The organism is Kitasatospora sp. NPDC001547 (assembly GCF_042894165.1).
GTDB lineage: Bacteria > Actinomycetota > Actinomycetes > Streptomycetales > Streptomycetaceae > Kitasatospora.
Genome location: NZ_JBIAVL010000030.1, coordinates 12624 through 36235 on the forward strand (window position 1 = coordinate 12624; position 23612 = coordinate 36235).

Consider the following 23612-nt stretch of genomic DNA (forward strand, 5'->3'; position numbering starts at 1 on the left):
GGTCAGCCTCCCTGCTGGTCCTTGTAGAACTCCTTCTCGGCGGGAATGGTGAGCTTGCTGTCGACGACCGCCTGGTAGATGGCTCCGTGCCGGGTGTCGGCGTTGACGACCAGCGCGGCGGCGGCCTCGGCGCCGTTGGTCGCGTGACGCTCGGTCTGCTCGGCCGCCTTGCACAGCTCCCGGCAGTGGTCGGCCAGGGCCTCCAGCTGCCAGATCAGGCTTTCACCGCCCTTGACGGCCTTGGCCCGCTCGTGGAGCCTCTGCGCGGCGAGGGCGTGCTGGGTGGCCACGGTCACCGCCGACTTGCTCTCCTCGGCGATCTTGGCCAGGTCGGCTCCCCGCTTCCGCAATGTGTTCTCGAACCCCTTGAGGGTGCGGATCTCGGTGCGGCCCAGCTCGCGCTCCTCGCCGTCGGCGGTGAAGCGGACCGTGCTCGGAGTCACCTTGATCTTGCTCGCGGGCGTGGCCCCGTTCGTCGTGCTGGTGGCGGGCATCGTCTCGTGCGACCTCCTCGGGGTGGCCGGACCGTCCGGCGGGGTGTTCGGTGCGGGCCGGACGGCGTCGGTCAGGGCGTGGGCTGCGGCCTGGTCCGGCGGCGGTGCGGTCTGGGCCAGGGCGGTGGTGCTGGCCACCGGGCCGAGCTTGAACGGCCCGTGGTCGACGGTCTTGCCGTCGGGTCGGCCGGGCGGACGCTGCGGGCCCGTGGGCCTCTTCGCCGCCCCGGTGTCCGGGTCGTCGTCGCTGTTCGGCTGCTGCGCCGGGTCGGTCTCGGGCGGGGCCGGCGTGGTGGGCGTGGACGGCGCGGTCTTGGCCTTCTCACCCGGCTTCGCCGGCTTGGTCAGGTCGACGCCAGGCCTGTCGCCGGCCTTCGGCGCCTCGGCCTTGGACTGGGCCGGGACGATGGGTGGGGTGGTGGGCTTGGGCGGTACCACCGGTGCCGCCTTGCCCTCCTCGCCCGGCTTCGCCTTCTTGGTCAGGTCGATGCCCGGCCTGTCGCCGGGCTTCAGCGTCGCCTCGGCCTTGGACTGGGCCGGGACGGTGGGCGGGGCGGGGGGCTTGGGCGGTACCACCGGAGCTGCCTTGCCCCCCTGCTCCGGCGCCGCCGACACCTTGGCTGCCTGGTCCTTCTCCGCCAGATCGGTGGTCGACCCCGCGGTGGGGGCCATCTCCGGCTTCGGAGGCTCCTTGGGCCGCTGGGCGTTACGGACCTTGGCCTCGTCCATCTTCTTGCGCTCGGCCTCGTCGGCGGCCTGCTGGTCGGACCAGCCGTCCTTCACGCCGTCCCGGTAGGCCTGGGCCTGGCCGACCGCACCAGCCACACGCCGCCCGTCGCGGTAGCCGGCCTCCCTGGCGGATTGCGTACGCGGGCGCTCGGCGCGCTCCTGCTCACCCACCGCCTTGGCGGCGGTGATATTCGCGCCGGGCCCGGCCTGTTCCTTCTTCACCAGGTCGGCCTTGCCCTGCTTGTCCTCCTTCTTGCTTTGCTTCCCGGCCTGGGCCCCGGCCTGACCGGGCCCGTCCGGCTTGACGACGGGCACGCCGGCACCGGCCGACCCGTCCGTGCCGTCCGGCTTCGGGCCCTTGGTGCGCTTGGCTCCCGGCCCCTCCGTAACGCTGGTCTTCGGGGAGCCCGAGCTGGACTTCGCCTCGTCCTTTCCCTCCCGGCCCAGCCCCTTTCCGCTCTTGGAGCCGCCCGAGCCGGAGCCCGAGTCCCCCGCCCTCCCGGAGCCGGCCGAACCGCCGGAGGCCTTTGACGCCTTGGAGTCGGAGCTCTTGGCGGTCTTGGTGTCCGCGCTGGTGCGGTCGTCCTTGGCCGTCTTGGACGAGGTGTCCGCCTTGGCCGCCTTGGTGTCGGACGTGGTGTCGGAGGTCTTGGCGTCCTTGGCGGCCGACGTCTTGGCGTCGCGGGTGTCGGCGCGCTTGGCGTCCGACGACGTCTTCGCGTCCCGGTTGTCGGCCTTCTTCGATTCGCTGCTGGTCTTGCCGTGCTGCGCGGACGTCTTGTTGTTCAGGTCGGCGACCTTGGCGTCCCGGCTGCTCTTGGCGTCCTGGTTGGAGCGGCGCTGCGAGGTGTTCTCGCTCTTGGCGGTGCGGTCGGACTTGTTGCTGTTGGTGGTGTTGGTGGAGGTGCCGGAGACCCGGGTCTCCTTGACCTCGTGGCCGCGTTTGATCGTGGTGGCGGTGCCGGTGCGGCCCCACCGGGCGGCGAGCGCCCGCACCAGCGCGGACAGCGGGCCCTCCCCGGTGGTGGTGTCGTCCTTGCCGCCCTTGCCCTTGGCGTCGCCGCCCGCCGCCGCGCCCTCGGGGCCGGCCTGGGAGGCGTGCCCGAGGGTCGCGGTGGAGCCGATCGGGACCGGGCGGGCCGGGGCGATCGGGGTGAGCATCTGGGCGAGGGAGCCGGGCGCGGCCGGGTCCGGTCCGGGGCCGGCCGGGGCCGCGGGGGCCGGTCCGGGGCCGGTCTGCGGGGCCTCGGCGGAGGGCTGCTCGGGGGGCTGGGAGGGGAGGTGGACGGTCGGTGGTGTGGTCGGAGCGGGCGGTGCGGGAGGCGTCGCCATCACCAAGATTCCTCACTGTAGGTGACCTCCCTCCCCCCTCCCTCCCGGCCCCAGAGAGGCCTCTTCCTGGCCTCTGATCGGCCAGGGGGAGGTTCGGGAGCGCCTTCTCCAGGCGGGAGGGAGGGGGGAGGGAGATCACGGATTGTCACTACCGGAAGAGGCGCTTCTTCGCCCAGCCGTAGCCGGTGACGGTCACGACGGCGCCCAGGACGACCAGGCCGGCCATCGGCACGGGGCCGTCCTGCTCGCCCTCGGCGGAGGCGGTGGAGGCGGTGTTGACCATGCCCGGCGCGGCCTCCACCGGGAACGCCTTGCCGCAGTCGGAGACCGCGTTGAACGTGTTGCCGGCCTTGGCGACGCACGCCTGGACCGCCTCACGGCGGGCCCGCTGCGCGTCGCTCTCCACCCCGGTGGTCTTGGCCGTCACGGCGGCCAGCTCGGCGTCCTGCTTCTGCCGCTCCAGGTCGATCCTGGACTGGTCCAGGGCGATCTGCGCCTTCTTCACCTCGGCCTCGGCGGAGGCCGAGGCGTACTGCGACCAGGCGAACATCCCGGTCGCGACCAGGACGACCGCCCCGCACGCCACGCCCGCCTTCGCGCGCGGGGACAGGCGGGCGTTCGGGGCGTAGGCGCCGTGCAGCGGCGGCGTCTGCTTCCAGGACGGGATGCTGCTGATGTCGTAGGCGGGGTCGTTGTAGACCGAATCACGGCCGGTCATGGTGCGTTCTCCTTCACTTGTTCGGTGCTCGGCGCCGGGGCCGGACGCCTTCGCCCGCCACCGGAACACCCCTGGTCAGGGGCGTGCCGGGGGCCGGCCGAGAGGCCCGGATCTCGGTTAGGTGGACAGCCGGTCAGCGACGGCGGCGCAGCCCGGGGTGGCACCACCAGCAGGCGGGACCGTGGTCGCGCTCGCGGGCGTGGGCAAGGAACAGGGGGGTGGCCACGGTCGCGACGACGACCAGGGCGGCCAACACGACGCCGGCCAGGTAGGCGATGGGATGCATCAGGGCTCCTTGAGCTCGGTACGGTGGTGCTCGGCGCTTCGGCGCCTTCGGCGGTCACCAGGGCGGTTGCTGTGCCCTGGTGACCACCGGAGAGGCCGTGCTCCTCTGGTGTTGAGGCTGGGTCAGGCGGCGAGCGCCTCGTCGTGGCCGTCCTGGGCGGCGCGCTGCGCGCGGCGCTCGGCGACGATCTCCCGGGCGCGGTCACGGCGGTCCTGCCGGGTGCCGCCGGTGACCCCCAGCGCCCGCTCGATGTAGCTGAGCGTCACGACCTTCTCGCCGAACTGCTCGATGAGGTCCGCGACGATGAGGGCCTGGCGCTCGGCCGGGCTACGGGTCGCGTTCTCGTGGGCTACGGCCGCCTTCTCCAGGGCTACGGCCATCTCCTGCTCGAGCCGCGCGGCAGCCGCATCGGCCTCGGCGGCGAGCCGCTTCTCCTCGGCCGCGCGGCGCTGCGCCTCGGCCTCGGTCACGGCCGCCCTCGCCCGGGTTACGGATGCGGCCTCCAGGGCTACGGCCGCTTGCCGTTCCGCCTCCGCCTTCTGACGGGCGGCCTCGGCGGCGGCCTGCTCGGCCTCCGCCTTGGCCTGCGCGAGGCGGGCCTGCTCGGCCTCGGCTTCGGACTGTCGGCGGCCTGCCTCCAGCTCGGCCAGGCGGGCCTCCTCGGCCGCCTGCCGCTCCAACCGATCCCGCTCGATCTGCGCCTTGAGCTGCACTTCCTCGGCGCGGGCGCGGATCTCGGCCGCCTCCGCCTGCGCCTGCGCGGTGGCCCGCGCGGCCTCCGCCTCGGCCTCGGCGCGCAGCCGCTCGGCCTCCGCGTCCGCCTTCGCCTTCTGTACCCGTAGGGCCAGTTCGTGCTGTCGTACCACCGCGTCGGCGGCCGTACGGGCCTCCTGCTCGGCGCGGGTGCGCTCGGCCTCGGCGAGCAGGCGCTCGGCCTCGGCCCGCGCCTTGGCGGCGTCGATCGCGGCCTGCCGCTCGACCGCGGCAAGGGCTTCCGTAGCCTCCTCCTCGGCCATCCGTAGGGCCAGCGCCCGGTTCCGTACCTCGGCCTCGTGGAGCCGTACGGCGTCCGCTTCGGCCCGCTTCGCCGGCTGGCCGAGGGCCTCCTCGACCGTGAGGCCGAACTTGGCGAGCGTAACGGGCAGCAGGTCCTGCCGTGAGGCCTTCCGCCGCCACCGCTTTCCGTGACGCTGGGTGAGCAGCTCCCGGTAGACCTCGCGCGACCTGGCGAGCTCCAGCGCCTCGGTGTAGCTCGTGATCTCCCACAGCTTCATCTGCCGGGCGATCCGGGCGGTGGCGATCGGAGAGAGCAGCCACCGGGACGGGCGGACGCCCTCCATGCGCTTGCGGCCGCGCAGGCGGCCGATGTGACCGGCGTACAGGTGCGCGGCGATCTCCGAGAACACCACCCACAGGGCGGCGAGGCCGGCGTGCCCGGCGGCCGCGGTGCCGGAAGCGCCGGCCTGCCAGTTCAGCCAGATCGTCAGCCCGGTGAGCGCCCTCGGCACCCACTTCACCCAGGCCGCCTCCCGCTCCCAGCGGATCAGCAGCAGGTTGACGATGCTGAACGCCAGGATCGCCAGGTCCACCGCGATCGGCAGCATCCACGGCTCGTCCCAGCCCCAGCCGCCGTCCTTGACCGGCAGCGCGGCCTTGGCCTCCACCGCCTTGTAGGAGGCGACCAAGCCGATCGTCGACACCCCGACCGCCAGCGCCGCCCCGACGCCCGCCAGCGCCTTCTCCCACCGCGCCAGCACGATCCGCTGCTCCGCCGGCGCCGGTGCGTCCGGCTGCTCGTCGGCCACGTACACGCTGTCCGTCACCTGCTCTCCTCCTTCTTCTTCTTCTTCTTCGTGGTGCCGTCGGTGGTCGCCGGGACGGCCCAGCACTCGCCGGCGTGCTTGTTGGCCATGCGGCGCATGCGGTCGACCAGGTGGTCGTCGTAGTCGCAGCTGTTGCCGTCGCCGCAGGCCAGGCAGCGCCAGGAGTACTCGGCGTTGGTGTAGCCGGTGCCGGGCTTGCCGATCACCACGGCCAGGCCGCCCGCCCGGGTGCGGAACCGCAGCACCGTGTGATCCGGCAGCTCCGGCTCGACCGGCTGACCGGTGCGGGCCTGCTCCAACTCGGCGCGCAGCTCGGCGATGGTGCGGTCGCGGGCGGCGAGCTGCGAGCTCGCGTCCTTCACCATGAGGTCGCACACGCGCTTGGTCCGGGCCTCGCGGGCCATCGCCTCGTCGGCGAGCTGCAGCGCGGCCGCCAGCCCGTCCCGCGCGGCCGCCAGGTCGGTGCGGGTGGCCGGCGGCTCCTGGCAGGTCCGGTGCGGCTGCTCCAGGAGGGTCTCGAGGCGGCGGTTGGTGTCGGTGAGGGCGGTCTCGGCCTGGGCGGCGCGCTGGCGCAGCGCGTCGAGGTTGCGGGTGGTGGTGATGGTCAGCACGGAGGATCTCCTCGGCCGGGTGGTGGGCGTGTTCTGGAAGAGCGAATGGGTGAAGGTGCGTCGGGCACCGACGAACGTCGCCGCGCCCGGCCCCGGTGGTCCGGGACGAGCGCGGCGGCGAACGACAACCAACCGACGCGGTCAGAAGCGCAGCTCCCGCTGGACGACCGGGTAGCGCGGGACGGTGAGGTACTCGACGACGGCGGCGGTGCTCACGCACCACACGCCGGGCACCTGTCCGTAGGGGATGAGCAGGAGCGCCTCATTGAGCAGCGCGGCCAGGGCGCACGCCTCGCCGCGCATGGCGGTGTAGCGGGACCACAGCTCGTCGCGGGTGAGGGCGTCGTCGGTGTAGTCGGCGGTGGTGAACGCGTTGGCGGCCAGCCGGGCCTGCGCGAGCTGGACGGTGATCCGCGTGGCCAGGTCCTCGTTGCCGGGCGGCAGCGGGTTCTCCAGGGTCATCAGCGGGTGCAGGTCGATGTACGGCGGCGGGGTGTGGGCCATCTGCTGCTCCTCGGTGGGACGGGTGGGCGGTGCGTCGGGCACCGTCGAACGCCCCCGCCACCGGCGGTCCGGGGCGGGAGCGAACGGCAGCAACCGCTGCGGGCGGTCAGGCGGTGCGGGCGCGGTTGCGGGCGGCGCGGCGCTTCATCGCGCGGCGCTCGTCCTCCGACATGCCGCCCCAGACGCCGGCGTCCTCGCCGGTCGTCAGGGCCCAGGTCAGGCACTGCTCCATGACCGGGCAGCGGCGGCACACGGCCTTGGCCTCCTCGATCTGCAGCAGGGCCGGGCCGGTGTTGCCGATCGGGAAGAACAGCTCCGGGTCCTCTTCGCGGCACACCGCGCGGTGGCGCCAGTCCATGACGGTCTCTCCTCTTCTTCTGTGCGGTCGGTGTGCTCAGGCGTTCTGGGGGAACCGGGCGGTGCGGGCGAGCTCGTGGAGCGCGGCGACCGTGCCGGGGTGGGCGGCCTCGTCCAGGACGTGGCGCTGCTCGAGGAGCGCGCCGCCGACGGCCGGCTGCGCGAGGGTGTGCTCGGCCCAGAACCGCAGGGCCTGCTCGCCGGGCTCGGCGACGACCTGGTCGCGCTCGTCCCAGGCGGTGCAGTGCCAGCGGCTGCTGCTCTCGCCGAGCGTGCGGACCGTGATCCGCCAGGTCGGCCAGTCCTTGCGCGGGCCCGGGTCGATCGCCAGGACCTCGTAGACGGTGTCGGAGTAGACGCTGCGGTAGAAGCCGCCGACGGCGCGCGGGCCGATCTGTCGGGCGACCCACCGCCGGTAGCTGGCGGCCTCGTAGTAGGCGCGGCGGGCGGGGGAGGTACGGGCGCGGTGCTTCATGAGTTGGCCTCCGGCCGGGAAAGTTCGCGGAGCGCCGCTGCGCCCTGCGGACCTTGGTCCGGGGCGCAGCGGCGCGGGGGAGCGGGGCGGTTCGTCAGCCGGCGGCCGGGATGCGGCAGCGGATGCGCTTGCCGATCGCGGACGGGCGGACGGTCCAGCCGGGGGCGAGGACGTCGAGGAGGACCAGGCCGCGGCCGGTCTCCGCCTCGTCGCTGTCCGGTGCGGTGCCGGTGCGGCGCGGGCCGACGTCGGCGAGCGGGTCATGGACGGTGACGACCGCGTCGTGGTCGGCGCGGTGGACCTCCACGACCAGCGGGACGTGCTCGCCGCAGGCCCGCACCGCGTTGCCGATCAGCTCGGACAGGACCAGCTGCGCGGACTCGGCGGTCTCCAGGTCGACGCCGTGGGCGACCAGGACGGTCAGGGCCAGGGACCGTACGGTGTGCACGGTGTCCTGGTCGGCCGTCAGGTGGGCGGTGATCCCGCCGGGGCGCTGGCGCAGGAACAGGCCGGGCCGGGGCGGGGGCAGGGCCGGGTCGTGGGTGGTGAGGCCGGGCGCGGTGCCGAAGACGGTGCGGGTGCTCACCGCTGCTTCCCGTCCTTCGGCTTGCCGGGCTTGGCTACGGGCGTCCCGCCGGCGAAGCTGCGGATGGTCATCATCGGCCCCCGCCCCGGACGCGGCGCAGGGCCTCGTCCATGTCCGGGTCGCTGTCCCCGGGGGCCAGGTTCAGCTCGGGGCGTGCAATCATGGTGTGCAGCACAGTCGTTGCCTCTCTGCTAGGCGCGACGATGACGGCCCCGGGATCGCCTTCCCGGGGCCGTCGCTGTTGGTGGAGCGGCTCCTGCCGTCCCCCCGCCGTCTCCGCACCGGGGCCGGGGCGGAGGCGACGGGCAGCGTCGCAGGACAGGCAACACCGGTCAGAGGGCCCTGGGGGCCGGGGCGTCGGTGGAGTTGGGGACGGTCTGCGCGCCTCCCTGCTCCTGGCTCAGCTGGTCGGCGAGCTTCTGTTCAGCGAACTGCCGATCCGCGGCGTGGTGCGCCTTCGCTCGGGCCTGCTCGGCTTGGATCTGGCGCTGGAGTTCGGCGATGCGCTCGGCGTCGGTCATCGCGGTCACCCGGCCAGGGGCAGGACGTGGGCGGGGGCCGGGTGCCGTCGCCGAAGCGGGATGGGGGTGGCGGTAAGGCGGTCGGCCAGGGCCTCGATAACGTCGGTCGACGTGGTGGTGCGTGGGCGGGCCTGGGGGAGGCCGGACGGCCACTCGCGGGCGTTGACGGCGCGGACCCGGCGGACGGCGCGGTCGAGGAGGACAAGGAGGCCGTCCAGGCCGTAGTGGCCGGTCGGGTAGTGGCCGGCGGCGACGGCGGCCCACACGTCCTGGGCGACGTCTTCGTCCAGGCCGGTGGCGTCGGGGCCGATGGCGGCGAGGCGCTCGGTCGCGGCGGCGAGGAGGCGGGCGGAGTAGCGGTGGTAGAGGTCGAGGGTGGTGTCCTCGTCGTCGTGCATGATGGTGTTCACGGTCGTTGTCCTCTCGTCCTGAGCGGGGTGGGTGGTGCGACCGGTCCGGGCCCCGGGGGTGCGCCCCCGGGGCCTCTTGCTGTTCTGGCGGCTGCACGAGCAACCGCGGCGTTGCCCACGCCGACCAGCGGGGTGGGCAACGCCGTGACGGTTCGTGCGGCGAGTGGTTCAGGCGGATCGGCGCGCAGGCCGGGTCTCGTCCGGCTCGGGAGCGGCGCCGAGGTACTGCCCGATGAGGTATCCGGGGACGACGGCCGCGCACTCGTGCCACGACGGCCGGCACCGCTCGGACGGGACGCGGGCCACGCCGTGCTCCGCGCCGTCACGGGTACGGGCGAGGTAGGCGACCAGGTGGATGCGCATCAGGCCGCCGCGCGCCGCGGGTAGGTGTACTCGGCGGCGTGCCGGTGGGGGCGGGGGAGCGGCTGGTGGCCGGCCCGGTCGGCGGCGGTGACGGCGAGTTCGGCGGTGTCGAGGCGGCCCGCGGCGGTGACCGGCTCCCGGTGCCGGAGGCCGGTCACCAGGGTGGTGGCGTGGGCGTCCAGGGCGTCGAGAAGCCCGGTGTAGGAGAGTCCGGCGGAGGCCGCGAGCTCGGCGGCGTGCAGCCACAGGTCGCCGCACAGGTCGTCGATGGTGTCGCTGGCGGTGTCCAGCCCGGCCTCGTCCAGCAGCTCCAGCACGAGGTCGCGCAGGCCGGTCGAGTACCAGGTGTAGGCCTCGGCGAGCAGCGTGGCGGCGGGGGCGTTGGGCATCGCGTTCTCCTTGTGGGCGGGTGTCCCCGGGGCGGGTGATGGCCGTACGAGCAGCCACGGCCGCCGCCCACCCCGTCAGGTCGGGGTGGGCGGCGGCCGTGGCGGTTCGTGCCGATGTCGGGTTAGGCAGCGGCGGGGTGCAGCGTCTCCGTGGGGGCGTGGGCGCCGTAGACCAGGTGGCGCGGCTCGGCGTAGCCGGCGAGGACGGCGGTGCGCCGCACCATGTCGGTGTGCTGCACCGCGGTGAGGACCTCGCTCCACTGCACGGCGCGCTCGGCCGCGGTCGGCGCGGAGGCGGCCTGACGCTGCTCGGGCTCCGGGCTCCGCAGCCGGAAACGGTCGGCGGCCAGCAGCGCACCGTCCGTGCAGTACGCCCCCAGGCCGGTGCAGACCGCGCAGCCCTGGAGGTGCGCCTCGTAGCGGCGGCGGGCGTTGCCCGCGGTGACCGGGACCAGGTCGAGCTGGTGGACCGCCGGGGCGACCGGCGCCTGCGGCTTGTAGTGCTGGCGGGCGGCGCGGCGGGTCTCGGTCGGCATCGCGTCCGGCTTGATCCGGCGGTCCTGCGCCTTCTGCCACTTCGCGATCTCGTGGGCGGTGAGGTCGACGAGGACGATCCGGCGGGCGGAGGGGCAGCGGCGGTCCTGCTGGCCGGCGGCGAGTTCGGCGCCGCCGAGGTCGGTCGCGTGGTGGTCGCGGATCGTCAGGGTGGTGTCGCCCATGATGCGCTGCCAGGTCTGGCAGTCCGGGCAGACGATCGTGCGGACCTCGCCGACGCGGAGGTTGTAGGTGCTGGGGCGCAGCCGGCTGATGCGGATGGCGGGGAGGGAGCTGCGGCGCTTGGTACGAACGCGAGCGGGCATTGGGGCCTCCTGGCAGGGAGAAGGGGAGAGTCCGGGGGAGCGAGTGCTGCTCTCTCCGCCCGCCAGGTCCGGGCCTGATCGGCCGGCGGTCCTGGCGGACAGACAGCGCAGCAGCGCTGTGGGGTGGTGCCCGATATGTGTGGCCCCGGCGGCGGCGGGTCCCGAGGAGCGGGTGGGCTCGACTCAGACCCCGCCGAAGCGGATAGGGCTGCTGTGCACTGGCAAACGCGCCACCAAAGACCCAGACTTTGGTACCTAAGTCTTGGCGACGTTCAGAACCGTACGCAGTCCGTGACTCCCCGTCAAGCACTTTGGTACTCAAGTCTTCTGACATGGTGCCAAAGGCGGAGACCCGAGGGTGAAAGGTCGATGCGATGAAGGGGAAAGGAACGCGCAGCAAAGGTCCTCAAGCATCCAAGTCGGGCGAGTTAGGTACCAAAGTTGCGAGCCGTCAGGTACCGTGTGCCCATGACTGCGACAGATCAGACGATCCGGGGCACAGCCCGGGGCATCGCCGACGCTCTGCGCGAGGAGATCCACTCCGGTGCGCTGGAGCCTGGCCAGGCACTGCCCCCCAACCGCGAACTCGCGGCACGATTCAACGTCTCCCCCAAAACGGCCACCGCCGGGGTAGATCTCCTCAAGGCCGAGGGCCTCGTCCGCGGCGAGCGAGGCGGTCGCCGATGGGTGCGAGCCACTCGTCGCATCACCTGGAACCTCAGTGAGTTCGAGCGTGGCCACCGCCGCGATTCCCATGCGCTGGACGACTGGGCCACCGCAATCAAGAACGCCGGCCGCGAGCCCCGCGAGACGATCACCCGGACAGTGGAGCCCGCATCGCAGCAGGTCGCGGAGTGGCTGCGCATCATGCCCGGCGACGAGGTAGTCAAGCGAGCCCGTGTCCGCTGGGTAGATGGCTCGCCCTTCCAGCTCTCGACCAGCTTTTTCCCCGGCACAATCGCCCGGGGCACGCTGTTGGACGAGGACCGCGAGGTATCTGTGCCCGGCGGCGTTCTTCGCTACATCGGCCACCCTCAGGAGGCAGTCCGCGACGAAATCAGCGCCCGAATGCCCACGCCCGAGGAGACTGACCTCCTGCAGCTCCCGGCGGGCACCCCCGTGATCCAGCATGTCCGAATTGGGCACGGGGCCGAGGCGCCGGTTCGGGTAATGGTCACCATCGCTCCCGGCGACCGCCACCTGCTCGTATACGAGATGGAGGTCTGATGGCGATCCACGGTGGGGTCTACCAGCGAACCGCCTCCCCCCAGGTCCGCCAAGCGCTGCCTCTGAGTGGTAACGCGACCTCAACGGATCTGGTGTGGTACGCGGCCTACGGGTCAAACATGCACGCCGACCGTCTGTCCTACTACATCCGCGGCGGCCGTCCGCCTGGCGGCACTCGAACCTACCCGGGGTGTCGCGACCGCCGGCTACCGGAGCAGCAGGTCCCCGTGCTGCTTCGCGGCCAGCTCTACTTCGCTCTGACGTCAGCCGTGTGGGGCGGCGGCATGGGTTTCTACGATCCCACACAGCCTGACGAGATGCCGGCCCGGGCCTACCTCATCACCGGTCAGCAGTTCTCCGACATCGCCGCGCAGGAGATGCACCGGCTCCCCGGCACGAATCTCAACCTCGCCCCGGTACTCGCCGACGGCCACGACCAGCTCGGTCCCGGCAGGTACGAAACCCTGGTGTGCGCAGGCGAGCTTGACGGCGTCCCCGTGCTCACGTTCACAGCTCCCTGGCATCTCGACGCCGCCGAACTCAACGCCCCGACCAGCAGCTATCTGGCGAACTTCGCCAGTGGCCTCAGAGAGGCCCACGGCTGGTCCCTGGAACGCTCCGCCCACTACCTCGCCACTCGGCCTGGCGCGGCGGGCCACTGGACAGTGAAGTCGATCCTGGACGTCTTCCGGGCGGCAGACACGCACTTGAGCAGTGCGAGAGCCACTCCTATCGGGGGCTAGGCTCGATCGGTGCCCCGGCACACCAGAAAATAGCGAAGCGGCCCCCACTCGCCAAAGTTGGGCCGCTGCGCTTCTCGTATAACCGGCGCTCACCAGGGACACCCAGGTGAGCGCCCAAGAGAAAGCCGTTGTCGGTTCGACGGTACCAGGCATACCCCGCCCGCGGCGAGAGACACCCGTCACCTCGCCCGGCCGCTTGGCGACGCCTGGCACCGCCGTACGGCGACGGCGGAGAGGCAAGCCCCCGTTGTCCCGCACCGCACGCTGCGCATCCCCGGCCGAGCTTTACCCGCCGGCCCCCGCCTCCCGCAGCCATCATCCCGCCGTCCAGACCGGGCTTCTCCTGGCGCTCGCATCCGGATCGGAGGTGACCCAATGAGCTTTCTGCCTGTTGAGTGGGCCGCCGAGCACTCGCCCGTATCGGACCCGTACGAACGCCTTCTTCTGATCGCGCTGGCGCGCCGAGCGAACAGCGACGGGACCGACTCCTACCCGTCGCGCAACACGCTCGCTAAGTCCGGCCTGTGCGACAAGTCCACGGTCACCCGGCGGCTGAACGAGCTCGAGCGGCGCGGTCTGATCCGCGAGGGCGACCAGCGGGCGGCGTTCCGGATCCCAGAGCACGTCCGCCCGAAGGTCTACGACGTGCTGATCCCCTACTCCTTCTACAGCGCCGACCAGATGGAGAAGGTCAACCAGGAGCGCATCGACCGCGGCCTGGCTCCGCTGCGCCCGGAGGACCGCCCGGATCTGGGCCCTGCTCCGGAGAAGAAGGTCCGCGCGGACAAGGGGACGAAGCGCCCGAAGAAGGACTCGAAGGATGCTCCGAAGGGCACTGCAGGTAACGAGGGGGGTGCTTCAAGCACCCCGGGTGCTTCAAGCACCCCCCCTGAGATTTCGACCGATATGCCCGGACTTGCCCCGGGTGCTTCAAGCACCCGGGTGCTTGAAGCACCGGGAGGGGGTGCTTCAAGCACCCCAAATCTGTCCTTTAACTCTGTCCCCTTCTCTCTCCCGGACGTCGCGTCGAACGCGACCGTCCCAGTGGCCTCCGAGGTGACGGAGAGTGAGAAGTTCGAGAAGGAGAACAGCGAGACGGCCGCACCGTCGGTGCCCGGTCAGCGGTCGGACGCGACACCGGCTGCTGACGACCCGCAGGTGCTGCGGATCGTGGCGGCCTGGTCCGACGCCAGGAACAGCGCCGGCTTCGGACCGCACCGACGCCGCACCGCGATGGCCGAGTTCACCGATTCGGCACGGGCGCTGGTCGCGGCGGGCGCCTCGGTGGAGTGGCTGGTCTCGGTGGCGGCTTGGATGGGCACTACCCAGCCGACCTGGGTCGGTCTGGCGGAGGCCACCACGGCCCAGTACGCCGGGGCACCGGCGAAGCCGGGCACGCGTCCGGCCTCCCAGACGGTGGCCGACCCCTGCCCGTCGCATCCGAACCTGGAGGTGGCCAGCTGCCGCCACTGCGCGGCGGATGCCATCGTGGACCGGCAGCGCCGTGAGTTGGACGAGCAGCTGGGCATCGACGACGAGTCCAGCCGCAAGTTCCTGGCCTCGTTCCTCGCCCAGGCCCGCCAGCCCCGAACCCCTGCCGACCGCCGACGCGACGCGGCAAAGCGTCAGGCCGAGGAGGCCCGCAGCCACTCCGCGAAGCGGGCCGGGTTCCTGGCGGGCTGACCGCCTTCCCCATCCCCCGAGCAACGCGACGGCCGCCGGTATACCTCGCCAGGCCCGGCGGCCGTCCGATCCCGTTGGAGAGATCACCATGAGCGTACCCAGCCAGAGCAGCACCGGCCCCGCCACCCCGACCACGATCCAGGCCGGGCCGGACGACTACGCCTGGAGCGACCAGGAGCCCGACCACCAGGAACCCGAGGACACCGACTCCGAGCCGGCTCCGCGCTCCGGCTTCGGCCGTTCCCGGCGCGGCAAGACCGAGACCGGCCACGACCTCGAGCGGATGCCCCCGCAGGACCTGGACGCCGAGAAGTCCGTGCTCGGCGGCATGCTGCTGTCCAAGGACGCCATCGGCGACGTGGTCGAGGTGCTCAAGCCGGCCGACTACTACCGGCCCGCGCACGAGATGATCCACGCGGCGATCCTCGACCTGTACGGGCGCGGCGAGCCGGCCGACCCGATCACCGTGGCCGGCGAGCTGACCAAACGCGGCGAGCTCCAGCGCGTCGGCGGCGCCGCCTACCTGCACGCCCTGGTCAACTCCGTCCCGACCGCCGCCAACGCCGAGTACTACGCCCAGATCGTCCACGAGCGCGCCGTACTGCGCCGCATGGTCGAGGCGGGCACCCGGATCGCCGGCATGGGCTACGCCGCCGAAGGCGACGTCGACGAACTCGTCAACGCCGCCCAGGCCGAGGTGATGACGCTCGCCGACCAGCGAGGCGAGGACAGCTGTGCACCCCTGATCGACGGCATGGACATCACCCTGGGCGACGTGGAGGACCGCAAGCACAACACGGGCATCACCGGCGTGCCGACCGGCTTCGCCGACCTCGACCAGCTCACCCAGGGCCTCCAGGGCGGCCAGATGATCGTCATCGCCGCCCGCCCCGCCATCGGCAAGAGCACGCTGGCCCTGGACATCGCCCGCTCCGCCAGCATCACCCACCGCCTCACCACCGCGTTCTTCTCCCTGGAGATGGGACGCCAGGAGATCCAGCTGCGCGCCGTCTCCGCCGAAGGCCGCGTTGCACTGCACCACCTGCGCTCCGGCGACATGACCGACGACGACTGGCTGCGTACCAGCCGGGCGGTGGCCCGGATGCCCGAGGCGCCGCTGCTGATCGACGACAACCCCGTGCAGTCCGCCCTGTCCATCGCCGCCCGCTGCCGCAAGATCAAGCAGCGCCAAGGCCTGGACCTGGTCGTCGTCGACTACCTCCAGCTCCTCCAGGGCGCCGGCCGCCGCGCCGAGAACCGCCAGCAGGAGGTCTCCGACATGTCCCGCAATCTCAAGCTCCTCGCCAAGCAGCTCGGCGTGCCCGTGATCGCCCTGTCCCAGCTCAACCGTGGCCCCGAGCAGCGCACCGACAAGAAACCAATGATCTCCGACCTGCGCGAGTCCGGCTCCATCGAGCAGGACGCCGACATGGTCATCCTGCTGCACCGCGAGGACGCCTACGACAAGGAGTCCCCCCGCGCGGGCGAGGCCGACCTGATCGTCGCCAAACACCGCAACGGCCCCACCGCGACCGTCACCGTTGCCTTCCAGGGCCACTACTCCCGCTTCGTCGACATGACCCGCGAGGAGGAAGTCGGCCGACGCTTCGAGGGCACCACGTACGAACCCGACTTCACCCCGATCGGCGCCGTCGATCCCCAGCCCGCCGAGCCCGCCCAGTGGAACCCTGGCTCCGATACGGCATCGGACCTCGGGCTCTGACCTCCCGGAGGGAGCCACTGGGCGACCCTCAGGGCGATCGACGCCACGCCCGTGACCAATCGGGTGGTGAGGCGTTGATCGCCCACCACAACGATCACCGTGGCCTTCCAGGGCCGCCCGCAGAAGGCGAGTTAGGGCCCCTCGGGCGCTGATCGAACGCCCGGCGCCGCCGGGCTCCCTCCGACCGATCGGACAGACCGTGCATCCCGCCCAGCACTACGTCCTCGTCACCCCGGACGGCGAGCTTACGTCCAGCCTCGCCCCGCTGCGGGAGATCCGCCGACACCTGGAGGAGGGCGCCGGGATCGGGGAGGCCGGCTTCGAGTACCTCCCCGGCACCGGCTGACCCCCGCGCGTGCGGGGAGGACTTCACTCAGAACACCACCTCTGCGGCCTCGTTCGGCTGACCCCCGCGCGTGCGGGGAGGACCTCGGTCAGGTCGGCCGTGCCGATGCCCAACTCCGGCTGGCTTTGATCACGGGTTGTGACGTCGGTTGTTCACGAGTTTGGGAGGCACCCCGAACCACGGACGGGTGATGTTCACGAGTTTTGACGTCGCTGGGGTACTTGCCAGGGCAGCATCGGGGTGCTCCTGGTGAAAGGCCCTGGTCATGCCACAGATGTCGAAGGTCGAGCTGTACGCCGCGATCCGGCGTGACCACCGCGACGGCATGAAGCTGCGGGAGATCGAGCGCAAGCACAACGTGTCGTGGCGGACGATCAGGAAGGCCGTGGACTCGGTCTGGCCGGAGCCGCGGAAGAAGCTCCCGCCGCGCGCGACCGCGCTGGACCCGTTCAAGGCGGTGGTCGACGGGATCCTGTGGGCCGATCTGGATGCTCCGCGCAAGCAGCGGCACACGGTCACCCGGATCTTCCACCGCCTGGTCGAGGAGCACGGCGCCGACGTCTCCTACCAGCAGGTCCGCCGCTACGTCGCCGACCGCAAGCCGCAGATCCTGGTGGAGTCCGGCAAGGCCCCGATCGAGGCGTTCATCCCGCAGACGCACCAGCCCGGGATGGAGGCCGAGGTCGACTTCGGCGACGTGACCGTGCGGCTCGCCGGCGAGCTGGTGACCTGCTACCTGTTCTCCTTCCGCCTGTCCTACTCGGGCAAGGCCGTCCACCGACCCGTTGACCGCACTACCGGCGTGTCCTACGAGTTGGCCTGGTGACGGCGAGGAGTCTCCGTTCGGGATGGTCCCGATGAGACGGAGACGTAATGAATCGCGCTGCGGCGACGGACGAACGCGAGGTGACCGGGCTGGTGGTGGCCCGAGTCGGCAGGGTGCAGGCGACCAGTGCTGCGACGCTGCCCTGGGTGGTTCTCGACGGGGCGGGGCGGGCGATCACGCCGGCGAGCGAGTTCCTGCGGGAACTGCTGGCCTGCGGCAACACCCCGGCCTCCTGCCGTTCCTATGCCTTTGACCTGCTGCGCTGGTTCCGATTCCTCGCGGCAGTGGATGTGGAATGGAACCGCGCGAAGCGCGTGGACGTACGCGACTTCGTCCTTTGGCTGCGGACGTGCCACAACCCGGCGCGGGACCGGCGCCGACCGGACGCGCCCGCGCCGGGATCGCTGAACGCGCGCACCGGCAAGCCCTACCTGAAGTCGGGCTATGCTCCGGCGACCATCAACCACGCGGTGTCGGTGCTGGCGGCGTTCTACGACCACCATCTGCAGACCGGGCAGGGGCCGGTGGTCTCCCCGGTGCCACCGCAGTCCCGTGATGGCCGCCGACTGGAAGCGCACCACAACCCACTGGAGCCGTTCCGGCTGCACCGCCGGGGCGCCTACCGACAGAAGCAGGTCGACCGCGAACCCCGCGCCGTCCCCGACGATGTCGTCGAGGACCTGTTCACCTCCCTGGGCTGCCACCGCGACCGGGCACTGTTCTCCATGTTCCTGTCCAGCGGCGCTCGGGCCGCCGAGATGCTGGGCATGACGATCGGCGACGTCCACCCGGGCGAGGGACGGATCTACGTGCAGACCAAGGGCCTGGGCGGCGCGAAGGAGGCATGCCCAGCCTCCCCGGAAGCCTTCGCCTGGCTGGCCCTCTACCTCGGCGACCTTGCCCAGGACGGCCACCGGCCCGCCCCGCACGAGCCGGTCTGGTGGACCCTACGCGGGCAGACACGCCCGCTGACCTACACGGCCCTGCGGGCGGTGCTGAACCGGATCAACGCGAGGATCGGGGCGAACATCACGCTGCACGACCTGCGGCACACCCTGTGTCTGCGCCTGATCGAGGACCCGGCCATCACCCTGGTCGACGCCCAGCAGGTGATGCGCCACCGGCGCATCACCACGACCAGTACCTACCTGCGGCCCAGGACCGACGAGGTCATCGCCAAGGTTCATGAGCACTACACACGCCCCAAGCCGCCGCCGCGGCCGCTGACCGGCTGGGCATACGACCCGGACGACCTCGCCGACGTCTTCGGGAACCGGTGATGGCCCGCCACGGGCGTGTCGCCCGCACCCCGGTCAGCCCACGCGACCCCGCCCTCCTCACCACCGTGCTGCCCCAGCCCAGGACCACGACGCGTGCCAGTGGCCGGGAGTCCGCGAGTCGCGATGAACTGGCCCGCCTGGCCGAGGGCCTGCTGAATGAGCCGACCGTCCGTAACCTGTGGCGCCAACAGCTCTCACTGACGCGCATCTTCGACTGGCTGGAGGGATTCCCCGCCGACACCTGGCAAGACCGATGGCTCCTGAGCGGTTCCGACGAACTGGGTCCTGGCTGGGGACCCCAGGGGCTCAGCGCGGGCACCCGATCGCGGTTCACCGCCGGTCTCGGCACCTTGATCGTCCTCCAGGCGATCCGGCCCTCCTACGGTTGGCTGTTCGGCAGCCGCCTCCTGGGCGTCTACGACGCCTACCGTCGTCACAATCAGCCCGCGCTGTTCGCCGAACTCACGCAGCGCGTCGGCGGACAGCGCTGCGACGAGCACGCGACCGATGCCCTGAACGTGCTCACCCGCATGAGCATCGTCACCGGCAAGGACCTGTTGGCCTTCGACCTGGAAGACCTCACCGACTACGCCAAGGCCCGTCGGGACAACGGCCGCACTGTCACGGCCTTGCCCCTCGCCTACGACATCCTTCACGCCGTCGGCGGTCTCAAGGACTCGCCACCGACCTTGCGCGAGGCGCAGGCCCGCGGCCAGCTCACCCCCGCCGAACTGATCGACCGCCACCCGATCACCAACCGCGCGGTCCGCGACGTGCTCGTCCACTACCTCGCCGAGCGGTCCGCCGTCCTGGACTACGGCTCCCTGGGCAACCACGCTCAGATGCTGGCCGACCTGTTCTGGGGCGACCTGCAACGCCACCAGCCTGCGATCTCCTCGTTCAACCTGCCCGACGAGGTCGCCCAGGCATGGAAGCAACGCGTCCGGGTCCTGCCTGACGGGCGACCGCGCCGCACGGCCCACGCCGTGTTCCTGGCGGTCCGCTCCTTCTACCTGGACCTCTCGCAGTGGGCCATGGAAGACCCAGCCCGCTGGGCGGCCTGGGCCGCCCCCTGCCCGATCAGCGAGGCCGACATCCGCGGCTACATCAAGGAGAGCCGGCACCGGCAAGCGCGGATGCAGCAGCGCACCCGCACCCTGGTCCCCGTCCTGCCGCAGCTCGTCCGCACTGCGGAGACCCGGCTGCAGCACGCCACGCTCCTGCTGCAGGCAGCCCGCTCCGCGACGCCGGGCGACGAGTTCACCGTCGAGGGCTCGCGCTATCGCCGCACCGGGCGCAACGGCAGCCACTGGCGCCCCACTGCCCTGTTCCTCGCCCCGGTCGACGAGCCCGGTCCCCGGTTCGATGCCGAATGCGAGGAGAACAACGCCTTCTGGACCTGGGCGAGCATCGAGGTCCTGCGACGCACCGGGGCCAGGATCGAGGAACTCCTGGAGCTCACCCATCTGAGCCTGCGTCAGTACCAGGCGCCGACCGGCGAGACGGTGCCGCTGCTGCAGATCAGCCCGTCCAAGACCGACCGTGAGCGCGTCATCCCCGCCGACCCGGACCTGGTCGCCGTCCTCGCCCGGATCATTCGCCGGATCAAAGGCACCGGCGAGCGGGTGCCGCTGCTGACCCGCTACGACGGCTACGAGCGGGTCTTCGGGCCGCCGCTGCCGCACCTGTTCCAGTGTCTTTCCCAGCACCGGCTGCAGGTCATCTCCCCCAACCGGATCCGCGAGCTCCTCACCGAGCACGCCCTTCGGGCCGGCATCGTCGACGTCGACGGGACACCGCTGAGGTTCACGCCGCACGACTTCCGCCGAATCTTCTCGACCGAGACGGTCAACGGCGGCCTGCCGATCCATATCGCCGCGAAGCTCCTCGGACATCTCGATCTCAACACCACCCAGGCCTACGTCGCCGTCTATCCCGAAGAGGTGATCCGCCACTACCGGCAGTTCGTCGACCAGCGCCGAACCCACCGTCCCAACGAGGAGTACCGCGAGCCCAGCGACTCCGAGTGGCAGGACTTCCGCGACCACTTCAGCCTGCGCAAGGTCGCCCTCGGTACCTGCGACCGCCCTTATGGGACACCCTGCCAGCACGAACACGCCTGCATCCGCTGCCCCATGCTCCGCCTCGACCTTGCCCAGGAACCCAGACTCCTGGAGATCGAAGCCAACACCCGTCAACGCCTCGGAGAGGCCCAACGGATGCGGTGGCTTGGCGAGGTCGCCGGCCTGCAGGAGAGCCTGCGCCACATCGCCGACAAGAAACAGCAGGCCGAACGCCTGCGAGCCCAAGCCGACAGTGGCGCGGACGGGGTCGCTGCCCTTGGTTAGGCGATCACGCCTCCGCGATGATCCGGGCCTTCAGTAGGTCGTACTCGGCAACCGCATCCGGCTCGTGATCGTAGTAGTCCTCCCAGAAACCCGGTCGCTGCCACTCCCGGGGCGCCAGGGTCAATCGGCCGTCCTTCAGTGCAGTGACCCAACAGGTCGGCATCCGCTCGGACACGATCTCGAACATGTCGGCGTCCCACAGGCCGGGCGATTCGATCTCGTCCCGCCTCGCGCTGCGGTCAGGAAGGCGAAACAGGATCCGCGACCGGGCGGCGAACACTTCGAGGACCGGATACTCCTCGCCCACGCGAATCGCCGGGTGCTCGCTCACAACCGTCAAGTTGGCAGGACTGATGATCTTGATGCATCGGACGATCACACGGCGCACAGTACCTGGCCCAGCGCATGCCAGGCGCATTTCGTAGTGCAGAGAAGCGTCTTCGCCTCCTGCGGCCAGGAGGCGTTCTTCGAAGGCCACGTCCACGCACTGCGGACGCTGGGCGGGGTCCCCCGGAGCAAGGTCCGCTACGACAACCTGAAGGCCGCCGTTGCTCAAGTGCTGGGGCTGAGCCGGGCCCGGATCGAGGCTGACCGGTGGATCGCCTTCAAGTCGCACTTCGGCATCGAGAGCTTCTACTGCCGGCCCGGCGTCGAGGGCGCCCATGAGAAGGGCGGCGTCGAGGGCCAGATCGGCTACTTCCGGCGCAACCACTTCGTCCCGGTGCCGGAGGTCGAGTCGCTGGCGGAGCTGAACGAACTGGTCGAGCAGTGGGACCGGCACGACGGGCGCCGCAGGATCGGGTCCAGGACCCGGACTGTCGACGAGTACTTCGAGGACGAGCGAGCGCGGCTGCTGCCGCTGCCGGAGGACCCGTTCGAGACCGGTCGGGTGTTCACCCCGCGGGTCGACCGCTACGGCCAGATCTCGGTCCGCACCAACCGCTACTCGGTGCCGGTCCGCCTGATCGGCAAGCGCGTCCGGGTGCTTCTGCACGCCTCCCACCTGGTGGTCTACGACAGGAACGTCGAGGTCGCCCGGCACGAACGGCTGATCGCCAAAGGTGCCTGCCGATTGGAGCTGGACCACTACCTGGAGGCCCTGGTCCGAAAGCCGGGCGCCTTCCCCGGCGCGACCGCGCTCGATCAGGCCCGCTCCGCCGGGAAGTTCACCCCGGTCCACGACGCCTGGTGGGCCGCGGCGGTCAGGGCCCACGGCGACGCCGAGGGCACCCGGGCGCTGATCGAGGTGCTGCTGCTGGGCCGCCACCTCGCGCACGAGCACATCGTCGCCGGTCTGGCTACCGCCCTGCGGGCCGGAGCCCTGACCGCGGACGCGGTCGCCTTGGAGGCCCGCAAGTCCGCCCAGGTCGAGGACGAACCCGCTGCGGATGTTCTCGCGCCAAAACCGACCGTCGGACCGGGTGCCGCGACGGTGACGTTCCTGCACGAGTGGAAGCTCAACCACCTTCCGCCGGACACCAGGCCGCTGCCCTCGGTGACCCACTATGACCAGTTGCTCCGACACCGCCGCGCCGGCGGCGGTGACCTGAGAGAGGGAGAAGCGCCATGACCGCCAGCCTGCCCCGCCAGCGGAACTTGACCGAGCAGGCCGCTACCACGGCCATCGATACCGCTTGTCGGCTGCTGCGGCTGCCGTCGATCCGCAACGAGTTCGCTGACATCGCCGACCGGGCGGTCAAGGACCAGATGACCTACCGCGGCTTCCTCGCCGAGCTGCTGATGGCCGAGTGCGACGACCGGGCCCGGCGCCGTTCGGAGCGGCGGATCAAGGCCGCAGGGTTCCCCCGCGACAAGTCCCGCGAGTTATCCGGGGTCGGCGGCAGCGGCGACCGCATTTGTGCAGGTCGTGGCGTTGCCGACGGCGTCCGCAGCGTGGACGACACTCTGGTTCAGGCGTCGAGGCTGGGCCTTGTCCAGAGAGTGATGTCGCTGCTGGTGGCAACGACGAGCGTGCGTCCGGAGGGGGAAAACCCGGCGGCTCGCAGTTCGGAGTAGTGGGCGTGGAAGATGTGCCACCACTTCTCACCGGCGGAACCACGGCAGAGTCCGCCATCGGCCGAGAGGAGGACGCGGTGGTGCGGCCAATCCGGGCTGACGACCTCAACGGTCCATCCGTCTTCGGTGGTGGAGTGGAGGCCGCCGCCGAACAGGCCGGCGATCCGGACCTCGGTGCCGGCGAGCGGTCCGAGTCCAGGGCAGGACAAGTCGGGGCCAGTTGGTGTGCTGTGATCCAAGTCGGGGTCGTGGTCGCGGGCGAGTCGCTGGCCCGTGGAGGCGTCGAAGATGCCGTGACCGCTGCTGGAGACGACCATCAGGAGGTCGTTTCCGCTGTCGGGGTCGACCCCGAAACCGACTCCGAGTAGCCCGCCGATGGGCGTTCGCCGCGCGGAGACAGGCTGCCAGGGGTGTGGTGCTGGGATGACGGGGGCAGCGAGGAAACGATCCCTCAGCTGCTGCTGGTATTCGGAGAGCATCGTGTCCTCATGATGATGTCCCAGGCTCGGCCAGGGCAGCTTACTGGTGGTTCAGAATCAGCTCGTCGTGGACCGGAGCTGCGGTCATTCGTCGATGCGCTGAAGGATGTGCGTGAAGTCGCCGGTCTCGACCAGACCGACGAGGACTTGGGTCATCTTGCTGATGCCGGCGTCGCGGACGATGAGGCCGTCCGAGCACGAGAAGTAGGCGCCGCCGAGGGCCTCCCCGGTCGCCGCCCACCGGTCCATGATGGTCTCCACCTGAGCGAGGGTGATGACGGTCGCACTCCACCGGGTTCCGTCGTTGAGGTCCACGAAGACGTCGATGTTGTCCACCGATTCCAAGTCCTCGCCGACATTCGGCAGGAACGCCGCCTCGAAGTGCTCCGTGCAGACCCTGAACCAGGGCCCGTCCCATCTGCCCGCGTGTGTGTTGTGGCTCACCGGGCGAGTGTGCCGGGCTGATCCTCCAGCCTCAACTGC

The 23612-nt window shown here is 71.3% G+C and carries 25 protein-coding genes and 1 pseudogene; 9 read left to right on the forward strand and 17 right to left on the reverse strand.

Annotated elements, in window-relative coordinates:
* Nucleotides 1-2 precede the first annotated feature (2 nt).
* From ACFY0X_RS33150 to ACFY0X_RS33215, 14 genes are all read right to left on the reverse strand, one after another.
* Nucleotides 3-2555, reverse strand: coding sequence for a hypothetical protein (locus ACFY0X_RS33150; protein ID WP_387760163.1), 2553 nt, complete (start codon nucleotides 2553-2555; stop codon nucleotides 3-5).
* Between the two features lie 148 nt (nucleotides 2556-2703).
* Complete coding sequence (locus tag ACFY0X_RS33155) at nucleotides 2704-3273, reverse strand: hypothetical protein (RefSeq protein ID WP_387760164.1); 570 nt, start codon at nucleotides 3271-3273, stop codon at nucleotides 2704-2706.
* Between the two features lie 133 nt (nucleotides 3274-3406).
* Nucleotides 3407-3559: a hypothetical protein gene (locus ACFY0X_RS33160; RefSeq protein ID WP_387760165.1), complete on the reverse strand. Its 153-nt coding sequence runs from the start codon at nucleotides 3557-3559 to the stop codon at nucleotides 3407-3409.
* 122 nt (nucleotides 3560-3681) lie between these two features.
* Nucleotides 3682-5382 carry a DUF2637 domain-containing protein gene (locus ACFY0X_RS33165; protein ID WP_387760167.1) on the reverse strand — a complete coding sequence of 567 codons (1701 nt, stop codon included), beginning with the start codon at nucleotides 5380-5382 and terminating at the stop codon, nucleotides 3682-3684.
* Entirely contained in the window at nucleotides 5379-5993 is a 615-nt protein-coding gene (locus ACFY0X_RS33170) for a hypothetical protein (protein ID WP_387760168.1), read from the reverse strand. The genes ACFY0X_RS33165 and ACFY0X_RS33170 overlap by 4 nt, the downstream gene beginning before the upstream one ends.
* A 141-nt stretch (nucleotides 5994-6134) precedes the next feature.
* On the reverse strand, nucleotides 6135-6497 hold the full coding sequence (locus ACFY0X_RS33175; RefSeq protein ID WP_387760170.1) for a hypothetical protein: 363 nt from the start codon (nucleotides 6495-6497) through the stop codon (nucleotides 6135-6137).
* A gap of 106 nt (nucleotides 6498-6603) precedes the next feature.
* On the reverse strand, nucleotides 6604-6855 hold the full coding sequence (locus ACFY0X_RS33180) for a WhiB family transcriptional regulator (RefSeq protein WP_355211783.1): 252 nt from the start codon (nucleotides 6853-6855) through the stop codon (nucleotides 6604-6606).
* A 36-nt stretch (nucleotides 6856-6891) separates the two neighbouring features.
* The gene (locus ACFY0X_RS33185) at nucleotides 6892-7329 is read right to left on the reverse strand and encodes a hypothetical protein (protein WP_387760172.1); all 438 of its coding nucleotides are present in this window, start codon (nucleotides 7327-7329) and stop codon (nucleotides 6892-6894) included.
* Between the two features lie 94 nt (nucleotides 7330-7423).
* Nucleotides 7424-7915 carry an ATP-binding protein gene (locus ACFY0X_RS33190; RefSeq protein ID WP_387760174.1) on the reverse strand — a complete coding sequence of 164 codons (492 nt, stop codon included), beginning with the start codon at nucleotides 7913-7915 and terminating at the stop codon, nucleotides 7424-7426.
* 332 nt (nucleotides 7916-8247) lie between these two features.
* Complete coding sequence (locus ACFY0X_RS33195) at nucleotides 8248-8436, reverse strand: hypothetical protein (RefSeq protein WP_387760175.1); 189 nt, start codon at nucleotides 8434-8436, stop codon at nucleotides 8248-8250.
* 5 nt (nucleotides 8437-8441) lie between these two features.
* Nucleotides 8442-8846, reverse strand: coding sequence for a hypothetical protein (locus ACFY0X_RS33200; RefSeq protein WP_387760176.1), 405 nt, complete (start codon nucleotides 8844-8846; stop codon nucleotides 8442-8444).
* A gap of 168 nt (nucleotides 8847-9014) precedes the next feature.
* On the reverse strand, nucleotides 9015-9209 hold the full coding sequence (locus tag ACFY0X_RS33205; protein ID WP_387760178.1) for a hypothetical protein: 195 nt from the start codon (nucleotides 9207-9209) through the stop codon (nucleotides 9015-9017).
* Nucleotides 9209-9598: a hypothetical protein gene (locus tag ACFY0X_RS33210; RefSeq protein ID WP_387760180.1), complete on the reverse strand. Its 390-nt coding sequence runs from the start codon at nucleotides 9596-9598 to the stop codon at nucleotides 9209-9211. The genes ACFY0X_RS33205 and ACFY0X_RS33210 overlap by 1 nt, the downstream gene beginning before the upstream one ends.
* 122 nt (nucleotides 9599-9720) lie before the next feature.
* Complete coding sequence (locus ACFY0X_RS33215; RefSeq protein ID WP_387760181.1) at nucleotides 9721-10458, reverse strand: hypothetical protein; 738 nt, start codon at nucleotides 10456-10458, stop codon at nucleotides 9721-9723.
* Nucleotides 10459-10926: 468 nt separating this feature from the next.
* On the opposite strand from ACFY0X_RS33215, the gene ACFY0X_RS33220 reads away from it, so the two are divergent.
* The 7 genes from ACFY0X_RS33220 (at nucleotide 10927) to ACFY0X_RS33250 (ending at nucleotide 20634) form a co-directional block, all read left to right on the forward strand.
* Complete coding sequence (locus tag ACFY0X_RS33220; protein WP_387760183.1) at nucleotides 10927-11685, forward strand: GntR family transcriptional regulator; 759 nt, start codon at nucleotides 10927-10929, stop codon at nucleotides 11683-11685.
* On the forward strand, nucleotides 11685-12428 hold the full coding sequence (locus ACFY0X_RS33225; RefSeq protein ID WP_387760185.1) for a histone deacetylase: 744 nt from the start codon (nucleotides 11685-11687) through the stop codon (nucleotides 12426-12428). The genes ACFY0X_RS33220 and ACFY0X_RS33225 overlap by 1 nt, the downstream gene beginning before the upstream one ends.
* Nucleotides 12429-12803: 375 nt before the next feature.
* Entirely contained in the window at nucleotides 12804-14111 is a 1308-nt protein-coding gene (locus ACFY0X_RS33230; protein ID WP_387760187.1) for a helix-turn-helix domain-containing protein, read from the forward strand.
* An 88-nt stretch (nucleotides 14112-14199) separates the two neighbouring features.
* Nucleotides 14200-15834: a replicative DNA helicase gene (gene dnaB, locus ACFY0X_RS33235; protein ID WP_387760188.1), complete on the forward strand. Its 1635-nt coding sequence runs from the start codon at nucleotides 14200-14202 to the stop codon at nucleotides 15832-15834.
* Nucleotides 15835-16445: 611 nt separating this feature from the next.
* Nucleotides 16446-17006: a hypothetical protein gene (locus ACFY0X_RS33240; protein ID WP_387760189.1), complete on the forward strand. Its 561-nt coding sequence runs from the start codon at nucleotides 16446-16448 to the stop codon at nucleotides 17004-17006.
* Nucleotides 17007-17053: 47 nt separating this feature from the next.
* Nucleotides 17054-18286 (forward strand): tyrosine-type recombinase/integrase, encoded by a 1233-nt coding sequence (locus ACFY0X_RS33245; protein WP_387760191.1) that lies wholly within the window; start codon nucleotides 17054-17056, stop codon nucleotides 18284-18286.
* Nucleotides 18286-20634 (forward strand): tyrosine-type recombinase/integrase, encoded by a 2349-nt coding sequence (locus tag ACFY0X_RS33250; protein ID WP_387760192.1) that lies wholly within the window; start codon nucleotides 18286-18288, stop codon nucleotides 20632-20634. The genes ACFY0X_RS33245 and ACFY0X_RS33250 overlap by 1 nt, the downstream gene beginning before the upstream one ends.
* Nucleotides 20635-20638: 4 nt before the next feature.
* Here the strand turns inward: ACFY0X_RS33250 and ACFY0X_RS33255 are convergent, their stop codons facing one another.
* Entirely contained in the window at nucleotides 20639-20965 is a 327-nt protein-coding gene (locus tag ACFY0X_RS33255; RefSeq protein ID WP_387760194.1) for a hypothetical protein, read from the reverse strand.
* A gap of 93 nt (nucleotides 20966-21058) precedes the next feature.
* Between ACFY0X_RS33255 and ACFY0X_RS33260 the strand changes: the two genes are divergently transcribed.
* Together ACFY0X_RS33260 and ACFY0X_RS33265 are read left to right on the forward strand one after the other, a co-directional pair.
* The gene (locus ACFY0X_RS33260) at nucleotides 21059-22204 is read left to right on the forward strand and encodes a hypothetical protein (protein ID WP_387760196.1); all 1146 of its coding nucleotides are present in this window, start codon (nucleotides 21059-21061) and stop codon (nucleotides 22202-22204) included.
* Nucleotides 22201-22452: pseudogene (locus ACFY0X_RS33265) on the forward strand (ATP-binding protein); the annotation flags it as partial. The gene ACFY0X_RS33260 and the pseudogene ACFY0X_RS33265, both read left to right, overlap by 4 nt.
* A gap of 92 nt (nucleotides 22453-22544) precedes the next feature.
* Here ACFY0X_RS33265 and ACFY0X_RS33270 read toward each other — a convergent pair.
* Nucleotides 22545-23129: a hypothetical protein gene (locus ACFY0X_RS33270; RefSeq protein ID WP_387760198.1), complete on the reverse strand. Its 585-nt coding sequence runs from the start codon at nucleotides 23127-23129 to the stop codon at nucleotides 22545-22547.
* A gap of 84 nt (nucleotides 23130-23213) precedes the next feature.
* Nucleotides 23214-23573, reverse strand: coding sequence for a hypothetical protein (locus ACFY0X_RS33275; protein WP_387760200.1), 360 nt, complete (start codon nucleotides 23571-23573; stop codon nucleotides 23214-23216).
* Between the last annotated feature and the right edge of the window lie 39 nt (nucleotides 23574-23612).

Bases quoted from the DNA above. Each gene is read 5' to 3' on its own strand.
- ACFY0X_RS33185 (WP_387760172.1), bottom strand. From the start codon at position 7,329: ATGAAGCACCGCGCCCGTACCTCCCCCGCCCGCCGCGCCTACTACGAG.
- ACFY0X_RS33250 (WP_387760192.1), top strand. From the start codon at position 18,286: ATGGCCCGCCACGGGCGTGTCGCCCGCACCCCGGTCAGCCCACGCGAC.
- ACFY0X_RS33220 (WP_387760183.1), top strand. From the start codon at position 10,927: ATGACTGCGACAGATCAGACGATCCGGGGCACAGCCCGGGGCATCGCC.
- ACFY0X_RS33240 (WP_387760189.1), top strand. From the start codon at position 16,446: ATGCCACAGATGTCGAAGGTCGAGCTGTACGCCGCGATCCGGCGTGAC.
- ACFY0X_RS33160 (WP_387760165.1), bottom strand. From the start codon at position 3,559: ATGCATCCCATCGCCTACCTGGCCGGCGTCGTGTTGGCCGCCCTGGTC.
- ACFY0X_RS33230 (WP_387760187.1), top strand. From the start codon at position 12,804: ATGAGCTTTCTGCCTGTTGAGTGGGCCGCCGAGCACTCGCCCGTATCG.
- ACFY0X_RS33175 (WP_387760170.1), bottom strand. From the start codon at position 6,497: ATGGCCCACACCCCGCCGCCGTACATCGACCTGCACCCGCTGATGACC.
- ACFY0X_RS33150 (WP_387760163.1), bottom strand. From the start codon at position 2,555: ATGGCGACGCCTCCCGCACCGCCCGCTCCGACCACACCACCGACCGTC.
- dnaB (WP_387760188.1), top strand. From the start codon at position 14,200: ATGAGCGTACCCAGCCAGAGCAGCACCGGCCCCGCCACCCCGACCACG.
- ACFY0X_RS33155 (WP_387760164.1), bottom strand. From the start codon at position 3,273: ATGACCGGCCGTGATTCGGTCTACAACGACCCCGCCTACGACATCAGC.
- ACFY0X_RS33195 (WP_387760175.1), bottom strand. From the start codon at position 8,436: ATGACCGACGCCGAGCGCATCGCCGAACTCCAGCGCCAGATCCAAGCC.
- ACFY0X_RS33270 (WP_387760198.1), bottom strand. From the start codon at position 23,129: ATGCTCTCCGAATACCAGCAGCAGCTGAGGGATCGTTTCCTCGCTGCC.
- ACFY0X_RS33225 (WP_387760185.1), top strand. From the start codon at position 11,685: ATGGCGATCCACGGTGGGGTCTACCAGCGAACCGCCTCCCCCCAGGTC.
- ACFY0X_RS33245 (WP_387760191.1), top strand. From the start codon at position 17,054: ATGAATCGCGCTGCGGCGACGGACGAACGCGAGGTGACCGGGCTGGTG.
- ACFY0X_RS33205 (WP_387760178.1), bottom strand. From the start codon at position 9,209: ATGCGCATCCACCTGGTCGCCTACCTCGCCCGTACCCGTGACGGCGCG.
- ACFY0X_RS33180 (WP_355211783.1), bottom strand. From the start codon at position 6,855: ATGGACTGGCGCCACCGCGCGGTGTGCCGCGAAGAGGACCCGGAGCTG.
- ACFY0X_RS33210 (WP_387760180.1), bottom strand. From the start codon at position 9,598: ATGCCCAACGCCCCCGCCGCCACGCTGCTCGCCGAGGCCTACACCTGG.
- ACFY0X_RS33215 (WP_387760181.1), bottom strand. From the start codon at position 10,458: ATGCCCGCTCGCGTTCGTACCAAGCGCCGCAGCTCCCTCCCCGCCATC.